Source organism: Pseudomonas sp. PA-7-1E, assembly GCF_021605325.1.
GTDB lineage: Bacteria > Pseudomonadota > Gammaproteobacteria > Pseudomonadales > Pseudomonadaceae > Aquipseudomonas > Aquipseudomonas fluorescens_BV.
Genome location: NZ_WKFA01000023.1, coordinates 56,087 through 69,745 on the forward strand (window position 1 = coordinate 56,087; position 13,659 = coordinate 69,745).

At 62.5% G+C, this 13,659-nt stretch carries 17 protein-coding genes; 9 read left to right on the top strand and 8 right to left on the bottom strand.

Annotated features, from left to right (window positions below; translation table 11 throughout):
- Window positions 1–32: 32 nt before the first annotated feature.
- Window positions 33–917: a sugar nucleotide-binding protein gene (locus tag GIW79_RS16545; RefSeq protein WP_054896955.1), complete on the top strand. Its 885-nt coding sequence runs from the start codon at window positions 33–35 to the stop codon at window positions 915–917.
- Window positions 918–1,083: 166 nt separating this feature from the next.
- On the opposite strand, the gene GIW79_RS16550 is transcribed toward GIW79_RS16545, so the two are convergent.
- The 5 genes from GIW79_RS16550 to GIW79_RS16570 all read right to left on the bottom strand — a co-directional run bounded on the left by GIW79_RS16550 (window position 1,084) and on the right by GIW79_RS16570 (window position 5,180).
- Complete coding sequence (locus tag GIW79_RS16550; RefSeq protein ID WP_014720136.1) at window positions 1,084–1,782, bottom strand: OmpW/AlkL family protein; 699 nt, start codon at window positions 1,780–1,782, stop codon at window positions 1,084–1,086.
- 139 nt (window positions 1,783–1,921) lie between these two features.
- On the bottom strand, window positions 1,922–2,443 hold the full coding sequence (locus GIW79_RS16555) for a DUF3299 domain-containing protein (RefSeq protein ID WP_054896942.1): 522 nt from the start codon (window positions 2,441–2,443) through the stop codon (window positions 1,922–1,924).
- Between the two features lie 11 nt (window positions 2,444–2,454).
- Window positions 2,455–3,720, bottom strand: a complete 1,266-nt coding sequence (locus GIW79_RS16560; RefSeq protein WP_200583389.1) for an ABC transporter permease — start codon at window positions 3,718–3,720, stop codon at window positions 2,455–2,457.
- Window position 3,721: 1 nt separating this feature from the next.
- Entirely contained in the window at window positions 3,722–4,432 is a 711-nt protein-coding gene (locus GIW79_RS16565; protein WP_236453004.1) for an ABC transporter ATP-binding protein, read from the bottom strand.
- 148 nt (window positions 4,433–4,580) lie between these two features.
- Complete coding sequence (locus GIW79_RS16570) at window positions 4,581–5,180, bottom strand: DUF2796 domain-containing protein (protein ID WP_054896939.1); 600 nt, start codon at window positions 5,178–5,180, stop codon at window positions 4,581–4,583.
- Window positions 5,181–5,309: 129 nt separating this feature from the next.
- On the opposite strand from GIW79_RS16570, the gene GIW79_RS16575 reads away from it, so the two are divergent.
- Window positions 5,310–5,654, top strand: a complete 345-nt coding sequence (locus tag GIW79_RS16575) for a hypothetical protein (protein ID WP_054896938.1) — start codon at window positions 5,310–5,312, stop codon at window positions 5,652–5,654.
- Between the two features lie 103 nt (window positions 5,655–5,757).
- Here GIW79_RS16575 and trxA read toward each other — a convergent pair whose 3' ends face one another.
- The 3 genes from trxA to GIW79_RS16590 all read right to left on the bottom strand — a co-directional run bounded on the left by trxA (window position 5,758) and on the right by GIW79_RS16590 (window position 8,056).
- A complete protein-coding gene (gene trxA / locus GIW79_RS16580) occupies window positions 5,758–6,630 on the bottom strand; it encodes a thioredoxin (RefSeq protein ID WP_019818859.1) in 873 nt (290 codons plus the stop codon).
- A 317-nt stretch (window positions 6,631–6,947) separates the two neighbouring features.
- Window positions 6,948–7,604 carry a class I SAM-dependent methyltransferase gene (locus GIW79_RS16585; protein WP_057975582.1) on the bottom strand — a complete coding sequence of 219 codons (657 nt, stop codon included), beginning with the start codon at window positions 7,602–7,604 and terminating at the stop codon, window positions 6,948–6,950.
- Window positions 7,601–8,056 (bottom strand): YbaY family lipoprotein, encoded by a 456-nt coding sequence (locus tag GIW79_RS16590; protein ID WP_034133864.1) that lies wholly within the window; start codon window positions 8,054–8,056, stop codon window positions 7,601–7,603. The genes GIW79_RS16585 and GIW79_RS16590 overlap by 4 nt, the downstream gene beginning before the upstream one ends.
- Before the next feature lie 140 nt (window positions 8,057–8,196).
- Here GIW79_RS16590 and nrdR point away from each other — a divergent pair, with 140 nt between their 5' ends.
- From nrdR to thiL, 7 genes are all read left to right on the top strand, one after another.
- Window positions 8,197–8,661 carry a transcriptional regulator NrdR gene (gene nrdR / locus GIW79_RS16595; RefSeq protein WP_019818855.1) on the top strand — a complete coding sequence of 155 codons (465 nt, stop codon included), beginning with the start codon at window positions 8,197–8,199 and terminating at the stop codon, window positions 8,659–8,661.
- Window positions 8,658–9,785 (top strand): bifunctional diaminohydroxyphosphoribosylaminopyrimidine deaminase/5-amino-6-(5-phosphoribosylamino)uracil reductase RibD, encoded by a 1,128-nt coding sequence (gene ribD, locus GIW79_RS16600; protein ID WP_019818853.1) that lies wholly within the window; start codon window positions 8,658–8,660, stop codon window positions 9,783–9,785. The genes nrdR and ribD overlap by 4 nt, the downstream gene beginning before the upstream one ends.
- Window positions 9,786–9,834: 49 nt before the next feature.
- Window positions 9,835–10,497: a riboflavin synthase gene (locus GIW79_RS16605; RefSeq protein ID WP_014720128.1), complete on the top strand. Its 663-nt coding sequence runs from the start codon at window positions 9,835–9,837 to the stop codon at window positions 10,495–10,497.
- A gap of 15 nt (window positions 10,498–10,512) precedes the next feature.
- Window positions 10,513–11,604: a bifunctional 3,4-dihydroxy-2-butanone-4-phosphate synthase/GTP cyclohydrolase II gene (gene ribBA / locus GIW79_RS16610; RefSeq protein WP_003194579.1), complete on the top strand. Its 1,092-nt coding sequence runs from the start codon at window positions 10,513–10,515 to the stop codon at window positions 11,602–11,604.
- A gap of 88 nt (window positions 11,605–11,692) precedes the next feature.
- Window positions 11,693–12,169, top strand: coding sequence for a 6,7-dimethyl-8-ribityllumazine synthase (ribH, locus tag GIW79_RS16615; RefSeq protein WP_003194576.1), 477 nt, complete (start codon window positions 11,693–11,695; stop codon window positions 12,167–12,169).
- Window positions 12,166–12,666 (top strand): transcription antitermination factor NusB, encoded by a 501-nt coding sequence (nusB, locus tag GIW79_RS16620; protein ID WP_014720126.1) that lies wholly within the window; start codon window positions 12,166–12,168, stop codon window positions 12,664–12,666. The genes ribH and nusB overlap by 4 nt, the downstream gene beginning before the upstream one ends.
- 18 nt (window positions 12,667–12,684) lie before the next feature.
- On the top strand, window positions 12,685–13,650 hold the full coding sequence (gene thiL, locus GIW79_RS16625) for a thiamine-phosphate kinase (RefSeq protein WP_236453007.1): 966 nt from the start codon (window positions 12,685–12,687) through the stop codon (window positions 13,648–13,650).
- The last annotated feature ends 9 nt before the right edge of the window (window positions 13,651–13,659 follow it).

Below are 13,659 nucleotides of genomic sequence, written 5' to 3' on the forward strand. Positions count from 1 at the left end.
ATCGTTCCAAACAGACCGGGCCTGCTCAATCTATGCGAATGCGCCTTATGTTACTGGGCGGCGGGAATGCCCTCGGGCAGGCGCTGATTCGCCTCGGTGCGGAGGAAGACATCGGTTTCCTCGCCCCCAAACCGCCCCAAGACGGCTGGGATGCCGCAAGCCTCACCCAATTGCTCGACGACACCCGTCCCGATGCCTTGATCAACCTCGCCTACTATTTCGACTGGTTCCAGGCCGAAGCCGTGAGCGAAACCCGCTTGGCCGCCCAGGAGTTCGCCATCGAACGCCTGGCCGAGCTGTGCCAGCATCACAGCATCACCCTGCTGCAACCGTCCAGCTACCGCGTATTCGATGGCTCCCGCGCCACGGCCTACAGCGAGAAAGACGAGCCGGTGCCCCTGGGCCTGCGCGGCCAGGCGTTGTGGCGTATCGAACAAAGCGTGCGCGCTACGTGCCCGCAGCATGTGCTGCTGCGGTTTGGCTGGTTGCTCGATGACAGCGTCGACGGCACGCTCGGGCGCTTTCTGGCCCGGGCCGAGAACGCCGACGAGCTACTGATGGCCGACGACCGCCGGGGCAACCCGACGCCGGTGGACGATGCGGCGCGGGTGATCATCTCGGTGCTCAAGCAACTCGATTGCGCTGCGCCGCTGTGGGGCACCTACCACTACGCCGGCCACGAGGCGACTACCCCGTTGGCGCTGGGGCAGGCGATTCTGACTGAAGCGCGCAACTTCCATCCGCTGGCCATCGAGTCCCCCACCGCCCAGGCTCACGCAGCGCGGCCGGATGCGGCGGATGAACCGCAGCATGCGGTGTTGGCCTGCAAGAAAATCCTCCACACCTTCGGCATCAAGCCCAGGGCATGGCGGGCAGGCTTGCCGGCGCTTCTGGATCGCTTCTACCGCCATAGCTGACACCCTCAAAACCAAAATGTGGGAGGGGACTTATGTGGGAGCTGGCTTGCCTGCGATAGCATCACCTGGGTATCACTGATACACCGTGGTGTCTGCATCGCGGGCAAGCCCGGCTCCCACATAAGCCCCCTCCCACATGGGTTATGCGGTGTGGCTTAAACCGAACTCAGAACTTGTAGCCGATACCCACCATGTAAACCATCGGGTCTACATCCACATTGACCTTGGCCCGAGTGCCCTGGCCCAGCGCGTTGTTATCCACAGTCGCCTTGGTGCTGATGTCGATATAGCGCGCCTGGGCGTTGATCATCCACTTGTCGTTGATCATGTAGTCGGCGCCGATCTGTGCAGCCCAGCCCCAGGAGTTCTCGGCCTTGAAGTTGCTGAAACCAGCCTGTTCGGCGCGGCTGCCCACGTGCTCGTCGTAGATCCAGGTGTAGTTGATACCGGCGCCCACATACGGTTGGAACGCGGATTTGTGGTCCAGCGGGTAGTACACGACGCTCAAGGTCGGCGGCAGGTGCTTCAGCGTGCCGAGCTTGCCATTGGCGGCGCCCAGGGCGGTGTTCTTGATCTTCACGTCATGCTCGAACGGTGTGGCCGCGAGCAATTCGATGCCGACGTGGTCGGTGATCATGTAGGCGAAGTTCAAGCCCAGTTGGGTGTCGCTGCTCATGGTCGCCTTGCCGCCCAGATTGGTGCCGGCCAATGGGCCCTGGTCAACCTTGACGCTGCTGCTGTCGGCCTTCGGGTTCACGGTGATTGCACCGGCGCGAACCAGAATATCGCCCGCCTGGTGAGCGTGGGCGACGGGGGCGACGAGGGCGAGCGCGAAGAGGGACGCGCCGAGCAGAGACTTGTTCATGGGAGCTCCAAAGGACGTTTAAAAGTTGTACGTCCAATGGTAAAGATCGTTCCGTACGGTCTTTTGACTCAGCTCAATGAAAGGGTGATCAGTCACTTGCGCCACTGATCTAAACCTGTGGGAGCTTCGGTGTGTGGAGTTATTCCTCAAGCTCGTACATGTAAATCTTCTGGGCATCCATCTGGTAACCGGCATCGGCCAATTCGCTGGACGATGGCTTGACCTGCATCGCGCCTTCGATCCAGTACGGCTGATACAGCTCATCGAGCTTCACCCCCACCTCGCTTTTCACATGCACGATCTGGTTCGACGGCGGTGGCGGCACATGGATACAGGCGCCGAAATACGGCACCAGCAGAAACTCCGTGGTGCGGCCTTCTTCGCTGACTTCCAGGGGCACGATATACCCCGGCAGGCGAATGTGCTGGCCGTCCAGGCTCTGTACCACTGGCGCGTTAGGCATGTCCTGCTTGGCCGCCGGCGCGGCTTCGACGGACAAGGCATCGGCCATGTTCGACAGGTCGTGCAGCGGCTTCATATTGGGCACTTCAGGTGGCGCATCCGGCGGGATCATCTCCTGCCAGGACAGATCCTTGGGCTGTTCCTGCGCCCAGGCAGGCACGGCTATCAACAACAACAGGGCAAACAGGGCACGACGCATCGAAGCCTTCCTCATACACGGATGGACAGGCCATCGGCCAAAGATTGGCGGTAGGCGCGCCACGCGGGCACGCTGCCCATCAACAGGGCGGCTGCCAGGATACCGGCGAGCAACGTCCATTCATATTCGCTCGGCCACGACATCGGCAGGTCCAGACCGTAGTTGGCCTGCAAATAACCCCGTGATGCGGCTATGCACAGGTACAGCAACCCCAGGCCCGCCAACACGCCAGACAAGGCCAGGGCAAAGGCTTCGAAGATCAGCAGCGTTGCGATGTGCCAAGGCCGCGCACCCACCGACCGCAGGATCGCCATCTCGCGGCGACGCTCGTTAAGGCTAGTGAGGATCGCGGTGAGCATGCCGATCAAACCGGTCAGTACTACGAACAGCGAGATCACAAACAAGGCTTTTTCGGCAGTGCCCATCATGCTCCAGAGTTCTTGCAGCGCGACACCGGGCAGGATCGCCAGCATTGGCTCGCCACGGAATTCATTGATCTCCCGTTGCAAGGCAAAGGTGGAAATCTTGTTGTTCAGGCCGAGCATGAACGCGGTAATGGCCTGCGGCGTCAGGTCCATATTGCGCGCCTGGTCGGCACTGATGCGGCCTTTGCCCTGGGCCGGCACACCGTTGTGCCAGTCGATATGGATCGCTTCCATGCCGCCGAGGCTGATATGCAGCGTGCGGTCCACCGGCGTGCCGGTGCGCTTGAGAATGCCGACCACCGTGAACGGCTTGTCGTCATGCTTGACCAGGCTGACCACCGCCACGCCGTGGGCCAGCACCAGCTTGTCGCCGAGTTTGTAATGCAGCGCGTCGGCCACTTCGGCGCCGAGCACCACCTCGAACGGGTCGGTGGCGAAGGCGCGGCCGCTGGCCAGCTCGAGGTTTTGCTTGCGCCCGTACTGGTAGTGCTCGAAGTAGGATTCGTTGGTGCCCATCACCCGGTAGCCGCGATGGGAGTCGCCGAGGGAGATCGGGATCGCCCATTTCACTTGAGGGTTGGCGGCGAAGTGCTCGTAGCTGTCCCAACGGATGTTGTTGGTGGCGTTGCCAATGCGGAACACCGAATACAGCAGCAGGTTGACCGAGCCGGAACGAGCGCCGACGATCAGGTCGGTGCCGCTGATGGTGCTGGCGAAACTGTTGCGCGCCTCGACGCGCACACGCTCCACCGCGAGCAGCAAGCAGACGGAAAGCGCGATGGCAAACGCGGTGAGGATCGCGGTAAAGCGGCGGTTAGCCAGGCTGGCCATGGCTAGACGGAACAGATACATCTCAAACCTCTGCGGGCATGGCGGCGCGATTGAGTTCGGCCAGCGACAGGTTGCGGTCGAACAGCGACGCCAGGCTCTGGTCATGGCTGACAAACAACAGGCTGGCGCCCGCTTCGCGGCATTCTGCGAACAGCAACTGCAGGAAGGCTTCGCGGGCGTCGTAGTCCAGGGCCGAGGTGGGTTCGTCGGCAATCACCAGTTCCGGTTGTCCGATCAGCGCTCGGGCAGCGGCCACCCGTTGTTGCTGGCCGATGGACAGCGAATCGGCACGGCGTTCCAGCAGGCTCTGGTCCTTCAAACCCAAATGTGCGAGCAAGGTCGCCGCGGCCTGGTCGACACTGCCGTGGCGCTGTTTGGCCCGTTGCGCGCGCAGCTTGGAAAAGTGGCAAGGCAGCTCGACGTTCTCGCGCACCGACAGAAACGGCAGCAGGTTGAACTGCTGGAAGATATAGCCTGTGTGGTCCACACGGAAACGGTCACGAGCACCGGCCGAGAGTTCGGTCAACTCCTGGCCGAGCAGGCGGATGCTGCCCTGGCTGGATTTCTGCACGCCTCCCAACAGCCCGAGCAGAGTGGTCTTGCCACTGCCGCTCGGGCCCTTGAGGAACAGGGTTTCCCCGGGTTCCAGGCGGAACGCGGGAATGTCCAGCAACTGCGGATGACCGGGCCAGTTGAAGCCCAGGTCGGACAGTTCGATTAACGCTTGAGTCATGGGAAGTCAGTGTCGCCTGGTAGTCGAAAATGGCGCCGATCCACTGTGGGAGCTGGCTTGCCCGCGATGGCATCGCTACGGTGTGCCTGCTGCACCGCATCGCCTGTATCGCAGGCAAGCCAGCTCCCACAGGGACTGTGCTTTCAAGTCAGAACTTCAGGGTGGCGGCGGTGGCCGTCGCTTCAACACCTTGCTGACCGCTAGGGCCGATCAGTTGTACCTGAATTTTCTGCGTGGCGGGGAAGGTCTTGAACACTTGGCTCAAGTCCAGGTTGCCCAGGGCCGCCGGCGTGGCGCAGGTGAACTGGTAATGGGCGTGGATTTCACTGTGGTCGTGATCATGCTTGTGGGCGGCTGCGCCCTTGCCATCGGTGGCGTGGTCATCGTCGTCATGCTCGGCTTCTGGTTTGTCACCGAACAACGGGCTGTTGAGTTCCTGGCTGCTGACCACGCAACCTGCGGCCTTGGGCAGGTTGAACAGTGCCGATGGATTTTCCAGCTGCTTGCGTACGGCGGCGACCTTGGCTTTGTCGGCGGCGCTGGTGGCGGCATGTTCGAAACCCACCAGGTTCATGGCCGGGCTGTCCAGTTCCAGCTCCAGGGCCTGGCCGTCCAGTACGGCATTCAGGCGCCCGACGCCATGTTCATGGGCGCCGAGGCTGCCGTGCTCGTGGTCGTGGTCTTCGTGAGCATGAGCGACAGCCAGTGGCAGCAGGGCAAACGGCAAAGCAAGCAGCAAACGGCGCATGAGAGGGCTCCAGGATGAAAGTTTTGTTATGTGATCTTATAACAATTGATCCGAGAGTTTGACCGCCCGCTTGGTGTTGCGCAAGCTGCATGGGAGCATGCCCGTCAGAAAAATGCAGGAGTAAGGACGATGTTGCGAATTCGTGGAACCATCGGTGAGTTGCCGGTGGACTTGACCCTGGAGCTGGACGACGGCGATTGGGCGCGATTAGGCGCTCAACTGCAGGCCGCTCCAACGCCCAGCGCACCGGCTGCGGCGCCGGTCAAACAGAACGAAGACCTGTGGCAGAACGCCCAGGATTTGCTACGCAAGGCCGGGCAACTCAATGGCCTGGAATTGCTCGACCAACTCGAAGGCTTGGCTGGCGATGCCGGGGCGGGCAAGCGCCTGTTGGTGCGTCTGCGCCACAGCGCGAACGTGAAGGTGGCCAGCGGCGGCGACACACCGCTCTACACATGGATTGGCCCTTTGTAGGAGCGAGCTCGCTCGCGAAAAAACCTCAGGCTCCGCGTTCATTCAGGATGCCCGCGTTATCGTTGTCGTTTTTCGCGAGCAAGCTCGCTCCTACAAGGTTGGGTTAATACAACGCGGCAAACAACTTGCGGCGGTACACCGTGACCAGCGGGTGATCATTGCCCAGCAATTCGAACACCTGCAGCAAGGTCTTGTGGGGCAGGCCTTCGCTGTAGCTGCGGTTGCGGATAAACAACTTGAGCAAACCTTCCAGTGCCGCGTCGTATTGCTGGCGCGCCAGTTGCTGGATCGCCAACTGATAGGCCGCTTCGTCATCCTGCGGGTTTTGCGCCAGGCGGCTTTTCAGCTCGGCAGCGTCCGGCAAATCCGCAGCCTGGCGAAGGAAGGTGATTTGCGCCTTGGCCCCGGCCAGGGCGGCCTTGTGGTCGTCGCTCTTGACCGCGTCGAGCACGGCCTGGGCTTCACCCAACTCACCGCGCTCAGCCAGGCAGCGTGCATACAGGATCAGAGCGGCGGCGTTGGTATTGTCCTCGCCCAACAATTGCACCAGCAACGCTTCGGCCTCGCTGATACGCCCTTCGCTGAACAGCGCCTGAGCCTGCTCCAACGGATCCGCCGCAGCCGGCGGTGGCATTTGCACATGGGGCTCCAGCATCGCCCGCACTGCCGACTCCGGCTGTGCACCGGCAAAACCGTCCACCGGTTGGCCATCCTTGAACAGCACCACCGTCGGCAGGCTTTGAATGCCAAAACGCGCCACGATGTCCTGTTCGGCTTCGCAGTCGATCTTGGCCAGCAGCAACTCACCCTGATAACTCTCGGCAATCTTCGCCAGCATTGGCATCAGTGCTTTGCAGGGGGCGCACCACTCGGCCCAGAAATCGACCAATACGGGCTTTTCAAAGGAGTTCTGGATAACGGCCTGGTCGAAGTTGGCGGTGGTGACGTCGAAGATGTACGGCGTGGGCTCACTCATGGGGCGTCTCGAATAAAGCGGGAATGGGGGCAACTATAAGGGCTGGCGAGGTTGGCTGAAAGCATCCTGGATTCAAGACCGCTATCGCAGGCAAACCAGCTCTCACCTTGAAATGCATTCCCCTGTGGGAGCGGGCTTGCCCCATCGCAGTCAGTTAAGCGGCCATCGCCTACTGTAGGAGCGAGCTTGCTCGCGAAAATCGTCAACGATAACGCGTGCTTGCTGAATGAACGCGGCGCCTGTGAGTTTTTCGCGAGCAAGCTCGCTCCTACAAAAAAACCTTAACTGACTGGCATTGGGGCTTGCCCGCGAGGGCCTCAAGCGCGCCGCGAATGGTACAGGCTCACCTTGCGAAACTCCCAAGGCTCGGCCAGGTCCGGCAGGGTCAAAGCCTCGAGGATCTCCAACCGCTGATAATTCGGATGCTGGAAGTCCCGTACCCGTGAATCCGCTACCAGCGCTTCGCGGCCGCGGGTGAGGAACTGATCCAGCAACGGCAGGTTGGCGCGGTCGTAGAGTACGTCGGCCACCAGGATCAGGTCGAAGCGGTCGGCTTCGGCAAAAAAGTCTGCCGAATAACTCAATGACACCTGGTTGAGCTCGGCATTCGCACGGCAAGCGGCCAAGGCCAGTGGGTCCAGGTCGCAGGCCACCACCTCCAGGGCCCCAGCCTTGACGGCGGCGATCCCGGCTACTCCCGAACCTGCGCCGAAATCCAGCACGCGTTTGCCGGCGACCCACTCGGGATGCGCCACCAGGTAGCGGGCCAACGCCAGGCCGCTGGCCCAGCAAAAGCTCCAGTAGGGAGGCTCATGCAGGATGCGCCGGGTTTCTTCCTGGCTGAAGGCGCGGTCCATGTTGTCGGCGTCGAGCAGCCACAGCGACAATTCGGTGCCCGGCAGTGGGCAGGGCACTAATTGCGCGTCGCCGATCAGTTCGCTCAAGGCACGCTGCAGGTGCAGCGGTGGTGTCATGGTGCCTTGACGAGTTGCAAGGGGCCGGTGCTCTGGGTGATCGCCTGGGTGACGCGCACGGCAGGTAGATGCAGGATCAACTGGCCGGACTGGCTGGCGCGACCGCGCAATTCCACGCGGGCACCGGCCGGGAAGGCTTCAGGGTTGAAGCGCAGGCGGAAGGCCAAAGGCTTGCCGTTGCCGCTCAGTACGCTGCTGGCGAGCAGTTGCTGCGGGCGCGAACGCTCGTCGATCACCAAGAGCGCCATCTCGACTTCGGCACCGGCGGGCACGTTGGTCAGGCTGCCGCTGATTTCGCGCTGATAGGCGGGCAGGGGGCCGAGGTCTTCAATGCCCGGGACTTTCTTCTCTTGCGCGGGTGTCGGTTGAGGCGCGGCCGGCTTGGGGGCTTCGCTGCTGCAGGCGACCAGAAAACTGAACAGGCTGAGTAGAACGAGTGGTCGTAACTGCATGTACGGCTCCAGAAAGGACAAAATCCGTGGCTTAAAAAATATCAAACATATAAGCCTGCCTATATACCGTAAAGGCTATGGCTTGTCTTGCCACAGGGATGCGCTACCATGGCCCTCCCATTTTTTGTTGCCTGCCAACCATGCACTGTCCCTTCTGCGGTGCCAACGACACCAAGGTCATCGACTCGCGTCTGGTCGCCGAGGGCGACCAAGTGCGTCGCCGGCGCGAATGCCTGGCCTGTGGTGAACGTTTCACCACCTTCGAAACCGCCGAACTGGTGTTGCCGCGTCTGATCAAGTCCGACGGCAGCCGCCAGCCTTTCGACGAAGAAAAACTGCGCGCCGGTATGCAGCGCGCCCTGGAAAAACGCCCGGTGAGTGTCGAGCGCCTGGAAGCGGCGCTGGTGCATATCAAGCACAAGCTGCGGGCGACCGGCGAGCGCGAGGTCAAGAGCCTGGTGGTCGGCGAGTTGGTGATGGGCGAGCTGCAAAAGCTCGACGAAGTCGCCTATATCCGTTTTGCCTCGGTGTATCGACGCTTCCAGGACCTCAATGAGTTCCGCGAAGAGATCGACCGCCTGGCCCGTGAGCCCTCCAAACAATGACATCTGAACAGGCTGTGCTCGACGCCCACTACATGGCCCGCGCCCTCGAATTGGCGCGCAAGGGCCTGTACACCACCCACCCCAACCCGCGGGTCGGCTGCGTGATAGTGCGTGACGGGCAGATTGTCGGCGAAGGCTGGCATGAGCGCACCGGCGAGCCCCATGCCGAGCCCAATGCCCTGCGCGCCGCTGGCGACAAGGCCCGTGGCGCGACAGTGTACGTGACCCTTGAACCGTGCAGTCATCATGGCCGTACGCCGCCCTGTGCCGATGCGCTGGTGACCGCCGGCGTCGCGCGGGTGGTGGCCGGCATGCAGGACCCGAACCCCGAAGTGGCTGGCCGAGGCATGCAACGCCTGGCCCAGGCGGGTATCGAGGTGCGCAGCGGTGTGCTGGAAACCGAAGCGCGGGCGCTTAACCCCGGCTTCCTCAAGCGCATGGAGCACGGTCTGCCGTTTGTGCGGGTCAAGCTGGCGATGAGCCTGGACGGCCGCACGGCGATGGCCAGCGGCGAAAGCCAATGGATCACCGGCCCCGCCGCCCGTGCTGCGGTGCAACGCTTGCGTGCCGAGGCCAGCGTGGTGCTGACCGGTGCCGACACGGTACTGGCCGACGGTGCCCGCTTGACCGTACGCGCTGCCGAACTGGGCCTGGACGACGCAACCACCGCCCTGGCCATGTCGCGCCCGCCGTTGCGCGTGCTGATCGATGGCCGCCTGCGGGTGCCGCTCAACGCACCGTTCTTCAAGGCCGGCCCGGCATTGGTCATCACCTGCGTGACTCCGGAGAACCAGTTCCCCCGCGGGCCTGAGTGCCTTGTGGTTCCAGGTGTGGAGGGCCAGGTTGACCTGCGCTCGGCATTGGTCGCCCTGGCCGCCCGTGGCGTCAACGATGTGTTGGTGGAAGCCGGCCCAAGCCTGGCCGGCGCGTTTGCCCAACAAGGCCTGGTGGATGAATACGTGATATTCATCGCCGGCAAGTTCCTCGGCTCCGCTGCCCGCCCGTTGCTGGACTGGCCGCTTGATAAGTTGGCCGATGCTCCCCAACTCAAGATCACCGAAATGCGCGCTGTGGGCGACGACTGGCGAGTCACTGCCATCCCCGTCCCAGCAGTGAGCGTATAATTCCCGGCCTGCGCTTGAGCGTCAGCCCCCTCGTTTTCAGGAGAACGAAATGTTCACCGGCATTATCGAATCCATCGGCAGCATCCGTGCAATGACCCCCAAAGGCGGGGATGTCCGCCTGCTGGTTGAAACCGGCAAGCTGGACCTCGGCGACGTCAAGCTGGGCGACAGCATCGCCGTCAGCGGCGTGTGCCTGACCGTCATCGAACTGCCGGGCAACGGCTTTGCTGCCGATGTCAGCCGGGAAACCCTGGACTGCACCGCGATGAACGATCTTGCGGCCGGCAGCCCGGTCAACCTGGAAAAAGCCCTGACGCCCACCACCCGCCTGGGCGGTCACCTGGTCAGCGGCCACGTCGACGGTGTCGGCGAAGTGGTGGCCCGCAGCGAAAACGCTCGCGCCGTGGAATTTCGTATCCGCGCGCCAAAAGAGCTGGCCAAGTACATCGCCCACAAAGGCTCGATCACCGTCGATGGCACCAGCCTGACCGTGAACGCCGTGAATGGCGCTGAATTTGAACTGACCATCATTCCCCACACCCTCAGCGAAACCATCATGGCCTCGTACCAGCCGGGTCGCCGGGTGAACCTGGAAGTGGACTTGCTTGCCCGTTACCTGGAGCGCCTGTTGCTGGGCGAAAAGGCCGCAGAGCCTGCATCAGGCAACATCACCGAAAGTTTTCTGGCCGCTAACGGCTACCTGAAATCCTGACCAAGGGGGTGCCGCGTGGCGCTCAATAGCATCGAAGAACTGGTTGAAGACATCCGCCAAGGCAAGATGGTCATCCTCATGGATGACGAAGATCGCGAGAACGAAGGCGATATCATCATGGCTGCCGAAGCGTGCAAGCCCGAGCACATCAACTTCATGGCCAAGCACGCCCGTGGGCTGATCTGCATGCCCATGAGCCGCGAACGCTGCGAATTGCTCAAGCTGCCCTTGATGGCGCCGCGCAATGGCTCGGGTTTCGGCACCAAGTTCACCGTATCGATTGAAGCCACCACGGGCGTCACAACTGGCATTTCCGCCGCTGACCGCGCCCGCACCGTGCAAGCTGCGGCGGCGAAAGACGCCAAGGCTGAAGACATCGTCAGCCCCGGCCACATCTTCCCGCTGATGGCCCAACCGGGCGGTACCCTGGCCCGCGCTGGTCACACCGAAGCCGCGTGCGACCTGGCGCGCATGGCCGGTTTCGAGCCAAGCGGGGTGATCTGCGAAGTGATGAACGACGATGGCACCATGGCCCGTCGTACTGAGCTCGAAGCCTTTGCCGCAGAGCACAACCTCAAGATCGGCACCATCGCCGACCTGATTCACTACCGGATGATCCACGAACGTACCGTTCAGCGGATTGCCGAGCAGCCACTGGACAGCGAACTGGGCCAATTCAATTTGGTGACCTACCGTGATTCAGTGGAAGGCGACGTGCACATGGCCCTGACCCTGGGCAACATTTGCGCCGAAGAACCGACCCTGGTACGCGTGCACAACATGGACCCACTGCGTGACCTGTTGATGGTCAAGCAGCCGGGCCGCTGGAGCCTGCGCGCCGCCATGGCTGCGGTTTCCGAGGCCGGCAGCGGTGTGGTGCTGTTGCTCGGTCACCCGCTCGATGGTGACGTGTTGCTGGCGCACATCCGCGAAACCGCCGACGCCGTGCCGGTGAAAAAACCGACCACCTACAGCATCGTCGGTGCCGGTTCGCAGATCCTGCGCGACCTGGGCGTGCGCAAAATGCGCCTGATGAGCGCACCGATGAAATTTAATGCGATATCCGGATTCGACCTGGAAGTTGTAGAATACGTGCCCTCCGAATAAAGGCCGGCGATTTTTGCCCCTTGTTCGCGGTTAAATCATCACTGAGGGACGCACTTTTCGCGTCCCGGCTCTTTAAGAGATTTGTCGAATGACCCTGAAGACCATCGAAGGTACCTTCATCGCCCCCAAAGGCCGCTATGCCCTGGTGGTTGGCCGCTTCAACAGCTTCGTGGTTGAAAGCCTGGTAAGCGGTGCGGTTGACGCCCTGGTTCGCCACGGTGTGAGCGAGAGCGATATCACCCTTATCCGTGCCCCTGGCGCCTTCGAAATTCCACTGGTTGCGCAAAAAGTTGCTCAGCAGGGTGAATACGCGGCGATCATCGCCCTGGGCGCGGTCATTCGTGGCGGCACCCCGCACTTCGAATACGTAGCCGGCGAATGCACCAAGGGCCTGGCCCAGGTGTCCATGGAGTTCGGCGTGCCAGTCGCTTTCGGCGTACTGACCGTGGATTCCATCGAGCAAGCCATCGAGCGTTCCGGCACCAAGGCCGGTAACAAAGGCGCTGAAGCTGCCTTGTCCGCCCTGGAAATGGTCAGCCTGCTGTCGCAGTTGGAGGCCAAGTGATTTCCGACGAAAGCGATCAGTTCAACCCTCAGGACCCGCGTCCTGCCGATGCCGGCAAACCGTCCAAGAGCGAGAAGCGCCGCAAGGCGCGTCAACTCGCGACCCAGGCGCTGTACCAGCGTCACCTGGCGGGCGCTTCGCTGAACGAAATCGAGGCACAGTTTCGCGTCGATAACGATTTCACCTTCGCCGACCAGAGCTACTTCCACGACATCCTGCACGGCGTGCATGCCAACCTGACCGAGATCGACACAGCCCTGGCGCCATGCCTGGACCTGACCATCGAAGAACTCGACCCGGTTGAGCTGTGCGTGATGCGCCTGTCCACCTGGGAGCTGCTCAAGCGCGTCGACGTGCCGTACCGCGTCGTGATCAACGAAGGCATCGAACTGGCGAAAGTCTACGGTTCGACCGACGGCCACAAGTTCGTCAACGGCGTGCTCGACAAGCTGGCCCCACGCCTGCGTGAAGCCGAAGTGAAGGAACACAAGCGCTAATCTGCGCTTGATTCCTCAATGGGTGAGTTTGAGCTGATCCGCACATACTTCGCCGCCGCGCCTTGTGCGCAAGGCGGCGAAGGCATTGCCCTGGGGATCGGCGACGACTGCGCCTTGCTGGCGCTTCCCGCCGGGGAGCAACTGGCAGTCTCCACCGATACGCTGGTGGCTGGCGTGCATTTTGCCGACCCCTGTGACCCGTTCCTGCTCGGCCAGCGCTCGCTGGCCGTGGCGGTGAGCGACCTGGCCGCCATGGGCGCCCACCCCCTCGCCTTTACCCTTGCCCTGACCACGCCGAGCGTCGAAGCCGATTGGCTGCAACGCTATGCCCAAGGCTTGAACGCCATGGCGCAAAGCTGCGGCGTAGGCTTGGTGGGCGGCGATACCACCCGTGGGCCGCTGAGCCTGACCCTGACCGTGTTCGGCCGTGTGCCGGCTGGCCAGGCCTTGACGCGCAACGGTGCACAGCCGGGCGATTTGCTGTGTGTGGGCGGCGAGTTAGGCAATGCCGCTGGTGCCTTGCCGCTGGTATTGGGGCAACGCACGGCTGACGCAGCAATCGCCGAGCCGCTGTTGGCGCATTACTGGTCGCCGCAACCGCAGCTGGCCTTGGGGCTGGCGCTGCGGGGCAAGGCGACAGCGGCGATGGATATCTCCGATGGGCTGTTGGCTGACTGTGGGCATATCGCCAAGGCGTCAGCGGTGCGCCTGGTGGTTGAGCGCCAGCGGTTGCCGTTGTCCGAGGCCTTGCTGGCGTTTGTCGGTGAAGACCAGGCTCAAGTAGCGGCGTTGAGCGGGGGCGACGACTATGTGTTGGCGTTCACTTTGCCACCGTCCGAGTTGGCGCCGTTGCAGGCGGATGGCTGGCCGGTGCATGTGGTCGGTCGGGTCGAAACGGGGCACGGCGTGACGCTGCTCGACGGCGACGGCCAGGACATCACCCCGGCTGTGCGCGGCTACCAGCATTTTCGCCAGACGCCCTGAGCCGGCGGT